The following is a 17,130-nucleotide window of genomic DNA, read 5'->3' on the forward strand; positions in this document are numbered from 1 at the left end:
TCCCCGTCCCTGTCCTCTCCCGTGGATCAGGGCAGTAGTAATTTTTTTCAAATCAAACAGTGCAATTCCAGTCGGATATTGCCTGTTCCCATAGTATAACAAACTTTATGATGAAACGTTATAAGGTGATATCCGCACTGTATATATGCTCCAGCGTCCCATCGCTTTTTTTAAGGATAAGCACTCCGTCTTCTGTTATCCCCTCTGCGTATCCTTTTATTGTTTTTGTCAGCGTGGTAGCGGTAATCTCCTTTCCTATCGTCACGGTGAGTGCTTCCCAGCGCTCTCGTATCTCCGGAAAACCATTCATTAAATAATGATCATACCAATGTTCGAATCTCTTGAGCATCGCGGCAATCAACTCGGCACGCGAGTAGACCGTCCCACCTGCCTCAATTCGGAGCGAAGTCGCCGTTTCAGCCAATTCTTCTGGAAACGCTTCCTGGTTAACATTCATTCCAACACCGATAATAACAGCTTGAATACGATCCGGGTCTGATTGCATCTCGGTTAAAATCCCTGCTGTTTTCTTACCGTGAAGTAAAATATCGTTGGGCCATTTAATTTGCGAACCCAAACCGGTCACCTCTCGTATTCCTTCGACTACGGCTACCGCTGTCAGCAAGGTCAACTGCGGTGCTTTATGCGGAGGGATATCCGGTCTTAGTATCAAGCTGGACCATAAACCACTCCCTGGAGGAGAGTACCAATTGCGGCCGAGTCTTCCCTTCCCAGCAAGCTGTTCATCTGCAACGACTATCGTGCCTTCGGGTGCCCCGTTGCGCGCTTGTTCATGAGCTGTTTCCTGAGTGGAGGCAACTGCTTTTTTATAAACAATGTTCTGGCCGATTCTTTTTGTCGTTAACTGTGCTTTTATTTCATCCGCGGATGCCAAATTAGGAGTTCGCAAGAGCCGATACCCTTTCCGGGGCAGTGCTTCAAGTTCGTAGCCGTTTTTTCTCAGCTCTTCGATATGCTTCCAGACCGCCGTCCGGGAAATACCTAGTATGTTGCTGATTTCCTGACCGGAAATAAAAGAGTCTGTACTCGTTAATAATTGCAACAGCTTACTTCTCATGAAAATACTTCTCCTTTAGAACCGTTAAAAGTTCTGTTTTATCGTTCGCGTGAGTCCCTGTCACTACTGCCTGCTCGGCCCAATTGAGCAAGCGGCCGATGCAGGGTTTTTCAATATCCGGCAATAAACGAAGAATATCTCTTCCGTCTATCATTAATTCCTCACGCTTTTTCATCGGCAGTTTTTGATAAACACTTTTGATGTGAGTGACTTGGTGCGGGTGCGTTTCACCGTAGTACCATTGATGCAGCTTTTCCGTTTCCACGGCCGTTTCCTCACCTACTTTATATATGAGAAGCGCATCCCACGGGATAGCATGTTTGTGAGCGAGGATGAGGGACAGCATGTTATGTATGACATTCTTTTGATGGTTGGAGAATTTCCAAGCACGAAGCCGTGTTACTGGAGCGCCGACATAGATTACTAACAAAAAAGCAGCCCATCTTGCCTCTTCTGTCGCAAGCGTTGCCATGTCCAGCTGCTTGTCCATTTTTCTCTGCTGGTCTTCTGTCGCTATAGCCGCCGGCAAAAAAGACGGTATGTCCCATTGAAAAAAAACGGCAAGTGCCTGCCCATGCTTACTTGCGACGAGCAACTTGCCAATTTCCGCCCGGATTCTCTCCACCGGCACCCTTCTCAAACAATCTCTTTCAGTTAAAGCGGCTTGTTTTGTTTCGGTGTCAATGATAAAGCCAAGCTCAGCGACAAAGCGTAACGCTCTTAGTATTCGCAGCGGATCCTCCTGAAACCGAGTATGCGGACGATAGGCTTTAATCCTTTTTGCATGAAGGTCAGACCTTCCATTCAGCGGATCAATCATTGTTCCGCTCGCGTCCAAGGCAATGGCATTCATCGTAAAATCTCTTTCATATAAATCAGCCTCAATGTTCGAAGCCTCTCCTCGAAACGGAGAGACTTCATAAAAAACGTCGTCCCATTTCACTAAGAAAATATCAAAATGACGCGAGGCTTTAATAGCTCTCGGAAACAGCGCCATTATTTCCTCAGGTGATGCCGCCGTCACGATATCAAAATCGTGAACCGGCTTTTCGAGGAGGATATCACGAACGGCGCCGCCAACAATGTAAGCGGGACATCCTTGTTCTGTCATATAGGCAATCAGTTTCCGCGCCGCCTGCCAGTCGTTACGTTGCAAAAACATCTACTCCTCGTTATAGATTGCTTCATATTGTTCGACAATACGCGAAGACTTGAACATGGCCTGGGCCCGCCTTATGGACTCTTTGGCGAAAGATGCGTATTTCTCTTGATTCATTAACAGCTCCGCTCCCAGCTTACCTGCCGTGACGGCATCGCCAATCGGGACGATAAAGCCGGTTTCCCTATCGGCAACCACTTCTGGAATTCCGCCGGCACGGCTGCCAATCACAGGGACACCGCACGCCATTGCTTCGAGAGCTACCAGTCCGAAACTCTCTTTTTCGGACAGTAACAAAGCCAGATCAGACATCTGCAAATAATCGACAATGTTTTTTTGATTCCCGAGGAACAAGACGCGGTCACTGATCCCCAGTTCCGCAGCTTTGTTGCAAGCATCCGTCCGGTCCGGCCCGTCACCGATCATTAACAGTACAGCAGGGCAGCTTTTCTCCACATAAGAAAAAGCCTCGATCACATCTACCACCCTTTTAACCGGTCGAAAATTCGAAATGTGAATCACTACTTTTTCTTCCTCGCGAATACCATACGCTTCTTTTAATTCAAGATTCGGCTCGGCAGGATAGTACTCGCGTTCATCCACAAAATTATAGATGGTGTCAATTGGTTTGGACGTTCCCAGTACTTCAGCGGTCTCAGCAGCTAAGGATTCTGAGACTGCTGTTACTTTATCGGAACGGTCAATCGCATAACGTATGATTTCACGTAAGGACTGGTCATGACCGAGTACGGTGATATCTGTTCCGTGCAACGTCGTTACTATTTTCACGTCCCGAGTCGACATATCTTTCGCTAGTAAGGCGCAGACCGCGTGCGGTACGGCATAATGAACATGAAGGACATCAAGGTTTTCCCGTTTCACTACCTCGGCCATTTTGCTTGCCAGTGTCAAAGAATACGGCGGGTATTGAAACACCTCATATTGGTTGACTTCCACCTCGTGATAATAAATATTCGGGTATGTTTTATTTAACCGGAAAGGAAGCGCGGTGGTAATAAAGTGAATTTCATGCCCTTTTTCAGCTAAAAGTTGGCCGAGTTCCGTGGCAACGACCCCGGATCCCCCAACAGTCGGATAACAAGTAATGCCTATTTTCTTCATGAATCGGTTCCCCTTTTCGGAAGAGCAGAAAACAGAAAAGGCGTCACCTGCTTAAACCCTTCAGCAGCCTCTGTCCCCGCCTCTTTTCCAAATAACAGATCACGCCTTCGGACGGTTTCTATGTATTGATCTGTAAGAGGCGTATCTACGCTTCCTGGCTTTTTCACAAATTGACTTTCATAAGCAAGCAGTGCCTTCTCTTTTACCGAACGAGATCGTGAAATATCCATATAGAAATCAGGCTCTGGCACACCATTGATGAAATACTGATAAAACGCAGCTGTCTTATGAGGAGCGCCCTTCACCTTAGGAAAACGTTTTATTCCTGCATCAAAAATAGCTGCTTGCACAACCTCCCCACAGGCACCGTGATCCGGATGTCGATCTTTGTAAGGAGCAAATATAACATCAGGCTTTAGTTCACGGATGAGGGAAACAAGGGAGTAATACTCCGGGTGACTTTGCGATAGACTGCGGTCCGGAAAGTGTAATTGATATCTTTCCGCTACACCCAGCACTGCAGCTGCCCGCGCTGCTTCCTGCTGCCGCGTCTCTACCGTCCCGTTAGATGAGAGTTCTCCCTTTGTTACATTGCATATATAGACGATATCCCCACGATTCGCATGCAGCGCAATCGTTCCACCCATGCCAATCTCCACGTCATCAGGATGCGCTCCTGCCGCCAAGATAACCATTGGTTCCATACAGAGCCTCCCTTCTGCCAAGCTTGGCTTCTTTTTTATCTATCATTAGGGCATAGCTACTGACGATACATATCACGAAAGTCCAACAGACCATGTTCCAGCCCTTTGACTAGCACTTCCGCCGTTGACATATTTGTTGCTACCGGAACGCTGTGGACATCGCACAAACGGATAAGTGCTGTAATATCCGGCTCGTGCGGCTGGGAGGTTAACGGATCACGGAAAAACAAAACAAGATCCATCCGTCCGCTCGCGACGAGAGATCCGATTTGCTGATCACCGCCAAGCGGGCCGGATAAATGCTTTTCTATCGTAAGGCCCACTTCTGATTCAATCCGATTTCCCGTTGTTCCGGTAGCATGCAGCGTATGATTCTCAAGAAGAGGCCGGTAGGCTTGCGCAAAACGGACAATATCTTCTTTTTTCTTATCATGAGCAATCAAGGCAATATTCAAACCGCTCTCCCCTATTCCATTATGTTTTCCAGGCCGTATACGAGCGTTTTCAACTGGGTGACCTGCTCTACAGCGAGCTTAACCCCCGGCATAAACGAGCGGCGGTTAAAGGAGTCGTGACGGATCGTTAATGTCTGGCCTGCACCCCCAAAAATCACTTCTTGATGGGCGACCAGTCCCGGGAGGCGGATGCTGTGAATATGTAAGCCGTCCACTTCAGCTCCCCGTGCACCTTCTATATCTTCTTTTTCATCTGGATGCCCCTGTTGTTTAGGAGGACGGACCTCATTGATAAGCGCAGCCGTTTTTGCCGCGGTACCGGACGGAGCATCCAGTTTATTATCATGATGCATCTCCAGAATTTCGACATCTGAAAAATACTTGGCTGCCATTTGGGAAAATTTCATCATCAATACAGCCCCAACTGCAAAATTCGGAGCTATAATGGCACCAATTTCTTTCTCTTCTGCAATCTGACGGTACGTTTCAATTTCCTTTGCCGTAAAACCCGTCGTGCCAATAACCGGAGAAACGTGGTGATCTAACGCCAGCTTAAGATGGCGTTTCCCGGTTTCCGGTGTTGTGAGATCGATGAGAACATCCGCTTCCACCGCCCCTAAACATTCCTCCATGCTGTCAAACACTTTTGCGTCAGACGCCGGCATTCCCGCAAGCTCTTTCACCTGTAATCCGTTATTTCTCGTATCGACAACAGCAGCCAATTCGAAATGCTCGGTTTCATGAACGAGCTGCACCGCTTCAAATCCCATCTTACCGCGGGGGCCAGCTACAATAATCCGCACGTTTTCAACATGATCCGTATTCATATGCTATCTGTCTCCTTCATCTTTTTTTGTCCAACGATCGCGGTCACGATCTCGAAATTTTTCCATTACTAAATCAAAAGCTTCATCTAGGTCAATATGTAAAGAGTTAGCAAAACAAATCAGCACAAATAAAATATCGCCCATTTCCTGTTCCAAGGACTTTTCCGTTTCGGTTTCTTTTTTCGGTTTTTCCCCGTAAAAATGGTTGATTTCCCGAGCCAATTCCCCTGTTTCTTCGCTCAATCTCGCCATCATCGCGAGCGGGCTAAAATAGCCTTCTTTGAATTGGCCGATATACGCGTCAACCTCCGCTTGCATCTCTTTCATTGTTTTCGTAGTCATCGTTATCCCGCCTTCTTTCATATCGTAACGAATTCTCTCACGTTTGACAATTGATCAAACCGCATAGTATGCATCAAGTTTTTCTCTAAATGGTTATGAGAACAATACTTTCAACACTTTGTTTTTACACATCTACAACCAACTTCCAATCGCTCTGGGCGGACGCTTTCACCTACAGGCACAAGGGCGACATCAGTTCGAGACCGCGCTGACGCTTGCTCTCACTGTGTCTTCTTTGCCGCGGGCATGGCCCCCGCCTCAGGCCTGCAGGATGCAGGTCATGCAACCGTTGCGACAGGACGTCGCGCACTTAGGTTGTCACCCTTTTTTATGCTCATTGCGGGGTCTCAAGACTCATGCTACGACGAACACGATGTTCTAGTGTGACCGTTTTTAGCCGACGCTCTTTTCAGTCCACATATATCAGTTTTCTTTTGAAGTTATCGAGTACTATTTTACACATACAACCGCACAGCTCTTCTTAAATAACTCTGTAAAAACCGAAGTCTGCATAGCAAGATAAATAAGAGGGTATGGGATGAGAATGGAGTTGTGAAAATGGACTGGAAGGAAAACAACGACGACTTAGAGTGTGTAGGATGTTGTATAAATTCGTTGGTCACAAAATAACAATCCTATGGAGCGTGTATGAAAGCATGAATTAGCGCAGGACGGAAAATAACAACCATATAGAGTATGTATGAAGTCGTGAAAAGGCAACAGCCAGAAAATCAGTTCCGTCCCCAGCCATTTGCCCCGGTGTCTGCTTTTTGCTTATAATGAATAAATACTCTCCCGCAAGTCCCCTTGCCTTGGGGTACACAGCTTATCCAAAAGGGTGGTGTGTCGTGATGCAGCAAGCAGTTATGAAGCATATCAAAAATGGTTTTCTTATTTTTTTTGGTTCCGCGATCATGTCATTTGGCCTCGTCTATTTTAATATGCAAAATAATTTAGCCGATGGTGGATTTACAGGCATTACGCTCTTGCTTTATTTTATGTTTCAGATTAACCCCGCTTTGTCTAATTTAGTCTTAAATATTCCGCTCTTTTTTATCGGCTGGCGCCTGCTCGGCAAGACGACGTTCGTCTATACCGTCATCGGTACCGTTAGTATCTCTTTCTTCTTGTGGGTTTTTCAAGAGTTTCCTCTTTTATATTTACCCTTACAAGATGATATGACGCTTGTAGCTTTGTTCGCGGGGGTATTTCTCGGGACAGGGCTAGGGATTGTTTTTCGCTTCGGGGGTACGACCGGGGGGATCGACATTATTGCAAAGCTGGGCTTCCATTACTTTGGCTGGAGTATGGGAAGAACCATGTTTGTCTTTGATGCTCTCGTCATTACAAGCTCTCTCATTTATTTAGACTACCGCGAAGCCATGTATACCCTTGTGGCTGTTTTCGTCGCCTCAAAAGTAATTGATATCATTCAACAAGGGGCGTATTCGGCGAAAGCCGCTTTTATTATCTCGGAGAAAAACGAAGCGATCTCACAGGCGATTATGAGTGAAATGGACCGCGGTGCTACTTTTTTTCGAGGGATAGGAACGTTCACTGGCTCTGATAAAAAAGTCCTTTATTGTGTGGTCGGAAAAAACGAACTGGTCCGCTTGAAAAACGTAGTGGAAAAAATAGATCCGCATGCCTTCGTCACCGTGAACAGCGTCCAGGACGTGATTGGAGAAGGCTTCACCCTTGATGAAAATAAGAAACCATTGCAACGCTAATGCCACCCTTACACTTGTTTTGTCAGCGGCGTGTGGTACCGCTATTTTCGGGTAACCTCTTCTTTCACGGCACCATGCGAGGTCATTGGTGAAGTTATTTAATAGCCAGGGCCTTTTCATGGCGCCATTCACCTCTTTTGACGTCGTTATTTTCCCAAGAGTGCTTTTTCATGACATCATTCACCCTCTATGACGCTGTTATTCTCCACAACAGCGGTTTTCACAACACCATTCACCTCTTTTGACGTCGTTATTTTCCCAAGAGTGCTTTTTCATGACATCATTCACCCTCTATGACGCTGTTATTCTCCACAACAGCGGTTTTCACAACACCATTCACCTCTTTTAACGTCGTTATTTTCCCAAGAGTGCTTTTTCATGACATCATTCACCCTCTATGACGCTGTTATTCTCCACAACAGCGGTTTTCACAACACCATTCACCTCTTTTGACGTCGTTATTTTCCCAAGAGTGCTTTTTCATGACATCATTCACCCTCTATGACGCTGTTATTCTCCACAACAGCGGTTTTCACAACACCATTCACCTCTTTTAACGTCGTTATTTTCTCAAGAGTGCTTTTTCATGACATCATTCACTCTCTATGACGCTGTTATTTTACCAATAACGTTTTTTCACAACGTCGTTCGTCCCCTATTTTTATCCCTGCCCTTTTTCTAAAATAAAAAAGCCATCCCAACTGATGGGACAGCTTTACTCATTATTCTTCATTCATGAGAAAATACATGTAAACAAAACGCACTAACTCGAGTACAGCAACGAGTGCTGCGGCTACGTAAGTAAGGGCTGCAGCATCCAATACTTTACGAGTTTCCCGTTCTTCTTCGTTACGGATAATGCCGGTGGAGACGATTTGCTCCATCGCGCGGCTTGACGCATTAAATTCAACAGGGAGAGTGACGAGCTGGAAAAGCACCGCAGCCGACATAAAGACAATCCCTGCTAATAAAAGCCCGCTTGCTTGTAACAACACCCCGGCAAGAATAAGGAAAAACGAAAAATTGGATCCTAAATTAGCGACCGGAACAAGACTGTGGCGAAAGCGTAAAAACGCATAATCTTCCGCGTCCTGAATGGCGTGTCCGACTTCGTGAGCGGCCACCGCCTGTCCGGCAACGCTATGGCCGTAATAATTGTCTTCTGAAAGACGAACTACTTTCGCGCGTGGGTCATAATGGTCAGAGAGCTGTCCTTTCACAGGTTCAACACTGACATCATAGATCCCATTTGCATGTAAAATTTTAGTCGCAACCTCCGCACCGCTCATACCAGATGAATTGGAAACCTTTGAATATTTTTTGTAGGCTTTCTTCACTTTCATCTGAGCCCAAATAGGTATGATTAAGAGTGCTGCGATATATATAATCCAAACTCCCACCATGCATCCTCTCCTAATAGCTGATCTTCAACTTATATACTTTTATTTTATTTACTTCGTCAAAGAAAGTCAATCGATGTATACTGGTATTTTTGACAAGGAAGTGTCTTTTAATCACGCAGTTGCTGTTTTTCTTTTTCACCATGATACTTTTTCCAGCCCGCGTATGTTAAGGAGAGCAGGATGACACTGCCAATCATCCCAATGACAATCCATACAGAAGGATCGATGGCAGAACGTTTACTTTCTCCGTACAACAATTCTTTGAACATCGCTTTAAACTTATTTAACTCTTTCTGATCCTCCCCTTGCAGCCAATCCGATTGCTCTTCTAAATAACGGATATAGGACATAAACGGCAAGTAGCGGTCTTCTTCACTAATGTACACAGCTGACCGTATTACTTCAAAGTGTCTCTGCCATTCTTGAAATGATTGACGGGCAGCTTCCTGTTTATTGTTCACTAAATGATCCTCGATATTCTCAATCACCGGGATAAGCTGTTCCCCGTACTTCTTCCACAACGGGTGATTTTCGCTTACCACAGCATCAACCGCCAGTCGAAATGCCTGTACATCTTGCAGCCTCTCCTCGTGCTCTAAACCCACACTCGTAACTGCTTCTCCGGCTCGTTCCAACGTACGAAGCAGCTCGCTTAACTGGTTCGCTTTTAGTCCATATTTGTGAAATGGGACAGCTGGAAACTTTTCTTCTATGCCCTGATGTATTTGTTTTGCTTCCTCATAGCGACCCTCTTTGACCAATTCATACATTATCGTCACCTTATTATGAAGGGTATCCATCGTAAAGGATGGTGCATCTTCCGCCATAGTTTGTCCGATGCCTGAGAAAATAAATAGCGCTATCAGTGCTGCTGCACAAACTGCCTTGTTTAATGAAAAGTGATTGCCGTGTATACGGGTCCCATTCATAAAAAAATCCCTCCTATCTCCTTGTCCCATCTTATGAAAGAAGAGACAAGAGTAGACCGGAAGGCAAGTAGGTTTAACATAAATTCTGTTTTTAAGGGAGTTCCAACTTCCACCGTGAACGGCGCGTTCCTAACAAATAAGCAAGCGCAATCGAACCGATACTCAGCCAAAAAGTGAAATAGCCGATATGATCGATGTAATCGGTAAGTACAGAGGATACCCACGGATACATCCCGTACACATAATCAATGATGTCGTTATGTATCGTCCAAAGTGCGGCTGCAACGAGATGCCACGCTTTAATACGGTAATAAGGAGCAAACAGCACAGCTTGCACAGCCATCCCTGCGTGAGATGCAATCAACATGTAATGCTGCCAAGCGAGGTCCGCACCTTGTACGCCGGCTGCCAGGTTCATAGCAACTGCCCATAACCCGTACTTTACTAATGTAATCATGGCGAGGGCCTCTACTAATCCACTCCTTTTCCGAAGCAGAAACAAAAGCAATACCCCGCAGAAAAACAAACTGGCGGTCGGGCTGTCTGGGACAAAGACTAAGAAAATAGTGGGCGTTATTTCCAGTTGAGCTTTATACCACCAGTAGCCATAAATCGTTCCCAACCCATTTACGATCAACAGTAACGCAAGCATGGAAGGCATTCCTAAAAATCGAATGATAAGACCCATTTCATCCACTTCCCATCCGTTAACAAGCACTCGAGTATACGTAGCTAACATAGAAAGAAGCTGCTCACATATGGGAGAGCAGCTTCTTTATCCTTTATTCGTTCTCTGCGGCTGCAGCATCTTCTTCAGCGTCAGTGTCTTCCTCAGCTTCCGCTGCACCTTCTTCACCGCCGCCGTCTGGGTTACCACCATTTGCGATATAGTTTGCGAGTACTTCAAGCTCTTCATCGCTTCCGTCAAACTGGTCGGCAGGCATTTGCCCGATACCATTTACTGCGATATCTTTGATTGTCTCCGCATCATATTGCGTACTGAATAGCGCCGGTCCTGCCGCTCCTGTTCCTTGGAGCTGGTCGCCGTGACAGGCGATACAACCTTGATCCGAGTAAATCTGATAACCATCTGCGTCGGTATCTACTTGCTCCGCAAGTTCTGCTTCCTCATCACCAAGCATCTCACCTTGCTCGGCTGCTGCCTCCCAGTCATGGTGATCAACCGATTCCCATGTGAGATAAACAGTAGCTAAAACCCCGATAAACATCAACCCTGAAGCAATCGGTCTCCGGGAAGCTCTTCGTTCCGGTCCGTTATCAAGCCATGGTGCCAGCAACAATCCCCCGAACCCAAGAGCCGGGATGAGCACCGCCCCGATCAACAGATAATCTCCGGCAGCAAATTCATATTTCAAAAGCTGGTACAAAAACAAGAAATACCAGTCCGGCAACGGTATGTAACCGGAGTCTGTAGGATCCGCCATCCGCTCCAGCGGGGATGGGTGAGCCACTGTCAAGCATAAATAACCGACTAAAAAAACCGCTCCGACTATCCATTCTTTTAACAAAAAGTTAGGAAAGAATGCTTCCGTTTTACCGGGGTATTCCGAATAGTCTTTCGGTATGTTCGGCTTACGCTCTGCAGAGATACGCGAATCCCCCACGAACTTCATGCCCTTACCTCGATGCATCGGTTTCCCTCCTTATTCCATTTATCTTTCATTAGTTGTTCTGTTAAGCCGGCCTTATAGCGGTCCGGCAATTCCTTGTCTTCTGATCATAATAAAGTGCGCTGCCAACAATCCAAGCAATGCACCTGGAAGGAAGAACACGTGGATCGCAAAGAAACGCGTTAATGTTTGGGCACCAATAATCTCTGGATCTCCCGAAAGAAGCGTCTTCGCAAGTGTTCCGACGATTGGCACGCTTTCTGCAATCTGCAAGCCAACCACTGTTGCAAAATAAGCTTTCATGTCCCATGGAAGCAAATAACCAGTAAATCCTAATCCAAGTAAAATAAAAAACATAAGTACACCGACAACCCAGTTCAACTCTCTAGGCTTCTTGTATGCACCGGTGAAGAATACGCGCAGTGTATGTAAAAACACCATTACAATTACGAGACTCGCTCCCCAGTGATGCATACCGCGAACAATCAATCCAAACGCTACTTCTCCTTGAAGATATTTCACTGATTCGTAGGCGTTCACGATATCGGGTACATAATACATGGTCAAAAACATGCCGGACAAAAATTGGATGACAATAATAAAGAAAGTCAAACCTCCAAAACAGTAGACAAACGCTGAAAAATGATGCGCCGGATTGACGTGCTCCGGTACTTCGTGATCCGCGATGTCACGCCACATTGGAGTAATGTCCAGGCGTTCATCTACCCAATCATACACACGTTGTAACATATAAACGCACGCCCCTCCTAAATTTGTGGTTCCGCTTTTCCAAGATAAACTGTGCCATCACGCACTTCAGTAACATATTTATGAAGCGGTTCAGTCGGCGGAGTACCTGGAATATTTGTTCCGTCTTTCTCAAATCGGCCGCCGTGACAAGGACAGAAAAATTGATTCGGATGTTCCTCGTTCGCATTCCAGTTTACGGTACAGCCTAAATGTGTACATGTCGGCGACAGCGCTGTGATATTGTCACCGTCTTGATAGATCCACGCTGTTTCCGTAACCTCTGACGTATACCAGCCATCTTTTTGTTCATAGGAAAAATCAAAGCGCTGCGGCTCATTTGTCAATTTCGCTACTTCTGCTACCGCATTCATATCTCCTGCACTGCTCGTTTTAAGGACGGGATCAATAGCAAACCTTGCCATTGGCAGAATCATCCCTGCTGCCATAAAACCGCCAACTCCTGTAAGCGTATATGTCAGAAATTGACGCCGCGATACATTATGATTTTTCTCACTCACTACATTTCCCCCCCTGCTGTATAAATTCAGTCCTCCCGGACAAATAATACACACACTTTACAAAACTAGGACATACTCATAATAGCCTAGTACGAGACAGGCTGTCAATCTTTTGCAGGTTCAAAATATGAGCATTTTCGACTCTATGGATTTTCTTTCCACTTGTCCATCACCAACGGCAAAAGCTGTTTGATCTGCTCAGAGATGACTTGTTTCTTGTACTCATCATCCATGTTCTCAAACGGGACGAGCGGCATCCATAAAAGCATTCCTTCAAGCTCTTGTTCAACTTTTTTCCATGAAGGATCAGCCGTGATCAGGATGATATGTTTAACATCTCCTTTTTTCATCTGTTTTATCCATTCTTCTGCCAATTTTTTTAAGTCGTTTATATTATTATCCTCTAAATACGTAAACGGCGGCACTAACAGCATCCGCCCGCGAAATTGCCGCTCCATCTCTTTTGATATAACCGTAATAAATTCATTCATCGCAGCACTTTGTTTGATTCCGTCCCCGAACTCAAGTGAAATAAGCGGCACCAATGCCGTATCCACATACTTCTTTTCTTTCACATAAGACGGGATATCTTCCGTTGTCCAGTTCATTAACATCACCTTCCAGTTCTTTGTTGGATGCGTTCATCGTCACACCTGTGTTAATAATCTTCCTCCAGGCTCATAATGAGCTCCGCAAGTGATTCATCAGCCGGGGAAAGCTGTGCTGCTTCTTTTAAGATAGAAACAGCTTTTTCTCTGTTGCCGAGCTCAAGTAAGAGACGGCCGTACTCCTGCAGAAAATCCCCGTTATCTTTGTAAGCAGGAGCAGCCTCCTCAAATGCCTGTCTCGCTTCGATAAGATTGTCTTCTGCATACAAAGCCTTGCCGTAATACCACTGAAACCGTATGTCCTCTTCTCCAAGATCACGCAAGTATGTCATTAATTCTTTGATCTCGTCGTAGTCCTCTTCCTCCGCCCAGGAAGACAGGAGAATCAATGCGGCTTCTGTATTGTTGGGGTTTAACGACAATGCTTCACGAAGATTTCCCTCTGCCTTTTCTTTACGCCCAAGCGAGAGCTGTAATTTCCCCGCTTCCAAAAACAGCTTATCATTAAATTCGTCTACTTTCATACCTTGTTCTGCTGTTTCTAATGCGTTTTCGATTTCCCCAAGTTCTTCATACGCGCGGATTAAATAAGGATAAAGAGAGAGGAAATCAGGGTCCATCTCTTTTAGCTCCTGTAACTTACGGGCAGCGAGGGAATAATGATGGACCTGCAAAGCCGTATATCCATAACCAAACAGCGATTCAGCATCTGTTTTATCCTGAAGCCCTTTTTCGTAGTAATGGAGGGCACTTTCGAATTCCCCAGTCGCACTGTAAGCTTCCGCCAACTTTAATTCTACGCTTCCTTCGGGGTATTCAAAGCCTTTATTTTCCGTTTGTTTCAAGTAAGGAATACTTTTGTTGAAATCGCCCCGTTCCAAATAAAAATCGCCGATCCCCGCGATAAGTACTGGTTCGTCCGGTGCTCTTTCCAATGCTTTCATTAACCGCTGTTCCGCTGCTTCATCGAGCCCCTGCAGCTGATATAAATCTGCAAGCAGCATCTGCGCCCTTACAAACGATTCATCCTCTGTCCCTACTTCCAAGAGCCACTCAAGTGCCTCATCTTCCTTGTCCATATCAATCGCATTCTCCGCTGCCAACACGTAAAGTTCGCCTTCATCCGGATAATCACCAATGAGCTCCTCAATAAGCGGCTGCGCCTTGTCCGCAAGACCGAGTTCACTGTATACATGAATAAGATCATATTTCTCTTGTTGGTCAGCCCCCTGTTCAAAATCATGCAACAGGTCCAGCCCCTTTTCAATATTACCACTCTCTAAAACGGCCAAAATATCATCTAAGCTTTGCTCCACGTTTAGCTCCTCCTTCACTCTGTAAATTTAGAAATAGGGAACGGCTAAAGTTATTTGCGAAATTTTTCAGGACTTTCAATCCTTGTAGAAACAACCTCTCTCCTTCGCCAAATCCAGTACCCTGACATTTCGGACATTCCTTTTCATTTATTCTAATCATCTCCTAATAGTGACACATACCATAAGGTGTTGGCCAGTGCATCGGCTGTGATCCTTGATTGACGACCTTTTTCATTCTCTCTTTTCATGACTTTGTAGGTTGCCTAAAACGTTACTATTTCAGTGCTTTTCTCAATTTCATAGTCTCATAATACCTCATGATATTGTTATTTTTAACTGCAAGGCGTTTGACAGCTGTTGCGAAAAACGCATTTTTTACTTCAACAAACATACATTTAAAAATATGTAAGGAGGAGATCGTGTTATGGAAACTTGGATTCATAACTTGAAAACGAAAACACCCCAAGAGGGCTTTGAACTGGCCATTACATTAGCGCAAAAGGGTGTGGAATATACCCAACCATCCGCAGATATTCGCAAAAAACTGCGCCCGAAATATTCTAAAAACGCCAACAGTCTCATATCCGTTTCACAGGTTGTCGCTATTCATTTCCAAACAGTAGCTGCTGCAAACAACTATTGGAATACCAAAATGAAATAAACCCATTCACCTCATGCTTCTCACGGGTAAATTCAAGGATGTACCCCGTCTACTGTTCCGTCAATTCATAATTCAGAAGTATTAGACGACACATGAAAACCATTGCTTCAATTTTTTCACTTCTCGCAGCTTCATTGGATTGCTATGGGGTTGTTATTTTAGCATGCCGCTTGTTTCACGACTTCCTATGAGTACTATGACGTCATTATTTCATTGGTTCTCTCATTTCATGACTTCATTAGATGCGTATGACGTTGTTATTTCAACGCTTTCTTGCTTTCATAGCCGCATATCCTATCAATGGAGCCGTTATTTTAGCATGTTACTCATTTCACCGTATCATCCAACTTTTATGGCGTCGTTATTCCTACGGTTTCCTAATTTGACGATGCCATACAGGAGGTGCTTCGCGCTGAGTTTTGATCCTTCACGGGTAAGGTTGGATCCTCTCCACCCATGTATGAGTTTCTTGATCAGAAGTGTGGTTGCATCCCGTCTAAGTATGGTTTCCCGCAAATTTGGACTCAGTCGCAATTTCGGCGGTTTCTCTGCCACGGCCAAAGTCACCGTAAACAAAAAAAGACCCGACACGCAGCGTAAACGCTTACATATCGGGTTAGCAAAAAGCTATTCCATTCAAGAGTATGGATAGGAGTGGAGAGAAACCATACGCTACTTTTAAGTATAAAGAAAATTGTGTAAATGTCAAGAAGAAGACGAAAAAAAGAAAGGAGCGGCCATGTGCGACTGACCGCTGTCCTCTGATTTAATCCGTTACGTACGTATCGTACAAAGCGTTCTCTAAATAGCGGCGCGCCTCTACCCTGTCCTCATCCGAACGAAATGTTAAGCGCAGGACCCCCATGATGTCTTCTCTTGTCTCAATGATACGGATATTCGTAATGCTGATGCCTGCTTTCCCTAGTATTCCGGTCACATCGGAAATGACGCCGGGATGGTCGGGGACATCGACAAAAAGATCATAAAACGCCGGGATAGCGCCTTTTTCTCTGGAAGGCAGCCCATCACGAAACGCTTTCGCTGTAGCAAAATACTCAAAGATCTTCTCGCCATTCTCCGCATCGAGCATCTCTTCCACACGCCCAATCTCTAATTTAAATTGGCGCAAGAGCGATAAGATCGTGTTCTTGTTATGTAAAAGAACGTCTCTCCACATGATGGGACTTGCAGACGCAATACGTGTAATATCACGAAAACCGCCGGCTGCCAGCCGTGAGACCAGTTCATCTTCTTTTTCTACATCTCTTACTTGCTGGACAAGCCCAGCAGCCACAATGTGCGGAAGGTGGCTGATCAACCCGGCAAGCTTATCATGCTGCTCTGGTTTCATTTCGATAAACCGTGCTTTCGTTCCTTTCAACCAATTTTGTAATTGAATAATTTTATTGGCATTTGCCTGCTCACTTGGAGTTAGAATGTAGAATGCATTTTCAAATAGGTGAGCACGCGCTGACTCTACGCCGCTCTTATGAGAACCAGCCATCGGGTGGCCTCCGATGAAGGTTACCTCTTGCTCCGATAACTGTTTCGCTTTTTCAAAGATCTTCGTTTTCGTGCTTCCTACATCCGTTATGATGGCGCCTTTTTTAAGAGGTAGGCCGCTCATCTCTTCAATTAATGATTCTGTCTTCGTGACGGGTGCTGCTAAGATGATTAAGTCAGCATCCTGTATTCCCGCCTCCATATCCATTGCGCACTCGTCGATCACGCCTAATGAACATGCGAGCTTTAATTGTTCTTCATTAATATCTACTCCGGTGATGTGGGCGGTGTGTTCTCTCTTAATAGATAGGGCTATGGATCCCCCAATAAGCCCCATACCGATTATGCATATTTTTCTTTCCATTACAAAGGCCTCTCTTTCGCTATTGCCGAG

18 protein-coding genes are annotated in these 17,130 nt (G+C 45.4%); 2 read left to right on the forward strand and 16 right to left on the reverse strand.

Features of this window, described 5'->3' with window-relative positions; translation table 11 throughout:
• Nucleotides 1-118: 118 nt before the first annotated feature.
• From LOR49_RS06975 to LOR49_RS07005, 7 genes are read right to left on the reverse strand one after another with little or no spacing between them, the layout of a single operon-like run.
• Nucleotides 119-1,078: a biotin--[acetyl-CoA-carboxylase] ligase gene (locus LOR49_RS06975; RefSeq protein ID WP_240375562.1), complete on the reverse strand. Its 960-nt coding sequence runs from the start codon at nucleotides 1,076-1,078 to the stop codon at nucleotides 119-121.
• Nucleotides 1,068-2,234, reverse strand: coding sequence for a CCA tRNA nucleotidyltransferase (locus tag LOR49_RS06980; RefSeq protein WP_240375563.1), 1,167 nt, complete (start codon nucleotides 2,232-2,234; stop codon nucleotides 1,068-1,070). The genes LOR49_RS06975 and LOR49_RS06980 overlap by 11 nt, the downstream gene beginning before the upstream one ends.
• A 6-nt stretch (nucleotides 2,235-2,240) precedes the next feature.
• Entirely contained in the window at nucleotides 2,241-3,359 is a 1,119-nt protein-coding gene (gene bshA / locus LOR49_RS06985; RefSeq protein ID WP_240375564.1) for an N-acetyl-alpha-D-glucosaminyl L-malate synthase BshA, read from the reverse strand.
• The gene (bshB1, locus tag LOR49_RS06990) at nucleotides 3,356-4,063 is read right to left on the reverse strand and encodes a bacillithiol biosynthesis deacetylase BshB1 (RefSeq protein ID WP_338021128.1); all 708 of its coding nucleotides are present in this window, start codon (nucleotides 4,061-4,063) and stop codon (nucleotides 3,356-3,358) included. The genes bshA and bshB1 overlap by 4 nt, the downstream gene beginning before the upstream one ends.
• A gap of 56 nt (nucleotides 4,064-4,119) precedes the next feature.
• Entirely contained in the window at nucleotides 4,120-4,518 is a 399-nt protein-coding gene (gene mgsA, locus LOR49_RS06995) for a methylglyoxal synthase (RefSeq protein ID WP_240375565.1), read from the reverse strand.
• A gap of 11 nt (nucleotides 4,519-4,529) precedes the next feature.
• Complete coding sequence (gene dapB / locus LOR49_RS07000) at nucleotides 4,530-5,345, reverse strand: 4-hydroxy-tetrahydrodipicolinate reductase (RefSeq protein ID WP_240375566.1); 816 nt, start codon at nucleotides 5,343-5,345, stop codon at nucleotides 4,530-4,532.
• Nucleotides 5,346-5,348: 3 nt separating this feature from the next.
• Entirely contained in the window at nucleotides 5,349-5,708 is a 360-nt protein-coding gene (locus tag LOR49_RS07005) for a nucleotide pyrophosphohydrolase (protein WP_420830409.1), read from the reverse strand.
• Nucleotides 5,709-6,538: 830 nt separating this feature from the next.
• On the opposite strand from LOR49_RS07005, the gene LOR49_RS07010 reads away from it, so the two are divergent.
• Complete coding sequence (locus LOR49_RS07010) at nucleotides 6,539-7,417, forward strand: YitT family protein (RefSeq protein ID WP_240375568.1); 879 nt, start codon at nucleotides 6,539-6,541, stop codon at nucleotides 7,415-7,417.
• A gap of 722 nt (nucleotides 7,418-8,139) precedes the next feature.
• Here the strand turns inward: LOR49_RS07010 and LOR49_RS07015 are convergent.
• From LOR49_RS07015 to LOR49_RS07050, 8 genes are all read right to left on the reverse strand, one after another.
• On the reverse strand, nucleotides 8,140-8,820 hold the full coding sequence (locus tag LOR49_RS07015; protein WP_240375569.1) for a zinc metallopeptidase: 681 nt from the start codon (nucleotides 8,818-8,820) through the stop codon (nucleotides 8,140-8,142).
• Between the two features lie 107 nt (nucleotides 8,821-8,927).
• Nucleotides 8,928-9,749, reverse strand: a complete 822-nt coding sequence (locus LOR49_RS07020; RefSeq protein ID WP_240375571.1) for a sporulation protein YpjB — start codon at nucleotides 9,747-9,749, stop codon at nucleotides 8,928-8,930.
• A 91-nt stretch (nucleotides 9,750-9,840) separates the two neighbouring features.
• A complete protein-coding gene (gene lhaT, locus LOR49_RS07025; protein ID WP_240375741.1) occupies nucleotides 9,841-10,437 on the reverse strand; it encodes a lipoprotein heptaprenylglyceryl N-acetyltransferase LhaT in 597 nt (198 codons plus the stop codon).
• Nucleotides 10,438-10,531: 94 nt separating this feature from the next.
• Nucleotides 10,532-11,401 (reverse strand): menaquinol-cytochrome c reductase cytochrome b/c subunit, encoded by an 870-nt coding sequence (locus tag LOR49_RS07030; RefSeq protein WP_240375573.1) that lies wholly within the window; start codon nucleotides 11,399-11,401, stop codon nucleotides 10,532-10,534.
• 54 nt (nucleotides 11,402-11,455) lie between these two features.
• Nucleotides 11,456-12,130 carry a menaquinol-cytochrome c reductase cytochrome b subunit gene (gene qcrB, locus LOR49_RS07035; protein ID WP_240375574.1) on the reverse strand — a complete coding sequence of 225 codons (675 nt, stop codon included), beginning with the start codon at nucleotides 12,128-12,130 and terminating at the stop codon, nucleotides 11,456-11,458.
• A gap of 17 nt (nucleotides 12,131-12,147) precedes the next feature.
• Nucleotides 12,148-12,648 (reverse strand): Rieske (2Fe-2S) protein, encoded by a 501-nt coding sequence (locus tag LOR49_RS07040; RefSeq protein ID WP_240375577.1) that lies wholly within the window; start codon nucleotides 12,646-12,648, stop codon nucleotides 12,148-12,150.
• Between the two features lie 143 nt (nucleotides 12,649-12,791).
• Nucleotides 12,792-13,256 carry a YpiF family protein gene (locus LOR49_RS07045; RefSeq protein ID WP_240375578.1) on the reverse strand — a complete coding sequence of 155 codons (465 nt, stop codon included), beginning with the start codon at nucleotides 13,254-13,256 and terminating at the stop codon, nucleotides 12,792-12,794.
• A 50-nt stretch (nucleotides 13,257-13,306) separates the two neighbouring features.
• Complete coding sequence (locus LOR49_RS07050) at nucleotides 13,307-14,572, reverse strand: tetratricopeptide repeat protein (RefSeq protein ID WP_240375579.1); 1,266 nt, start codon at nucleotides 14,570-14,572, stop codon at nucleotides 13,307-13,309.
• A 424-nt stretch (nucleotides 14,573-14,996) separates the two neighbouring features.
• On the opposite strand from LOR49_RS07050, the gene LOR49_RS07055 reads away from it, so the two are divergent.
• Nucleotides 14,997-15,233 carry a hexameric tyrosine-coordinated heme protein gene (locus LOR49_RS07055; RefSeq protein WP_240375580.1) on the forward strand — a complete coding sequence of 79 codons (237 nt, stop codon included), beginning with the start codon at nucleotides 14,997-14,999 and terminating at the stop codon, nucleotides 15,231-15,233.
• Nucleotides 15,234-15,999: 766 nt separating this feature from the next.
• On the opposite strand, the gene LOR49_RS07060 is transcribed toward LOR49_RS07055, so the two are convergent.
• The gene (locus LOR49_RS07060) at nucleotides 16,000-17,100 is read right to left on the reverse strand and encodes a prephenate dehydrogenase (protein ID WP_240375581.1); all 1,101 of its coding nucleotides are present in this window, start codon (nucleotides 17,098-17,100) and stop codon (nucleotides 16,000-16,002) included.
• Nucleotides 17,101-17,130: the final 30 nt, after the last annotated feature.

Source organism: Bacillus piscicola (assembly GCF_022458745.1).
GTDB lineage: Bacteria > Bacillota > Bacilli > Bacillales > Marinococcaceae > Alteribacillus_A > Alteribacillus_A piscicola.

What these genes read in the sequence shown, in the direction of transcription:
- LOR49_RS06975 (WP_240375562.1), bottom strand. Translation starts at nt 1,078, where the DNA reads ATGAGAAGTAAGCTGTTGCAATTATTAACGAGTACAGACTCTTTTATT.
- bshA (WP_240375564.1), bottom strand. Translation starts at nt 3,359, where the DNA reads ATGAAGAAAATAGGCATTACTTGTTATCCGACTGTTGGGGGATCCGGG.
- bshB1 (WP_338021128.1), bottom strand. Translation starts at nt 4,063, where the DNA reads ATGGAACCAATGGTTATCTTGGCGGCAGGAGCGCATCCTGATGACGTG.
- dapB (WP_240375566.1), bottom strand. Translation starts at nt 5,345, where the DNA reads ATGAATACGGATCATGTTGAAAACGTGCGGATTATTGTAGCTGGCCCC.
- LOR49_RS07005 (WP_420830409.1), bottom strand. Translation starts at nt 5,708, where the DNA reads ATGAAAGAAGGCGGGATAACGATGACTACGAAAACAATGAAAGAGATG.
- LOR49_RS07010 (WP_240375568.1), top strand. Translation starts at nt 6,539, where the DNA reads ATGCAGCAAGCAGTTATGAAGCATATCAAAAATGGTTTTCTTATTTTT.
- LOR49_RS07015 (WP_240375569.1), bottom strand. Translation starts at nt 8,820, where the DNA reads ATGGTGGGAGTTTGGATTATATATATCGCAGCACTCTTAATCATACCT.
- LOR49_RS07020 (WP_240375571.1), bottom strand. Translation starts at nt 9,749, where the DNA reads ATGAATGGGACCCGTATACACGGCAATCACTTTTCATTAAACAAGGCA.
- lhaT (WP_240375741.1), bottom strand. Translation starts at nt 10,437, where the DNA reads ATGGGTCTTATCATTCGATTTTTAGGAATGCCTTCCATGCTTGCGTTA.
- LOR49_RS07030 (WP_240375573.1), bottom strand. Translation starts at nt 11,401, where the DNA reads ATGCATCGAGGTAAGGGCATGAAGTTCGTGGGGGATTCGCGTATCTCT.
- qcrB (WP_240375574.1), bottom strand. Translation starts at nt 12,130, where the DNA reads ATGTTACAACGTGTGTATGATTGGGTAGATGAACGCCTGGACATTACT.
- LOR49_RS07045 (WP_240375578.1), bottom strand. Translation starts at nt 13,256, where the DNA reads ATGAACTGGACAACGGAAGATATCCCGTCTTATGTGAAAGAAAAGAAG.
- LOR49_RS07055 (WP_240375580.1), top strand. Translation starts at nt 14,997, where the DNA reads ATGGAAACTTGGATTCATAACTTGAAAACGAAAACACCCCAAGAGGGC.
- LOR49_RS07060 (WP_240375581.1), bottom strand. Translation starts at nt 17,100, where the DNA reads ATGGAAAGAAAAATATGCATAATCGGTATGGGGCTTATTGGGGGATCC.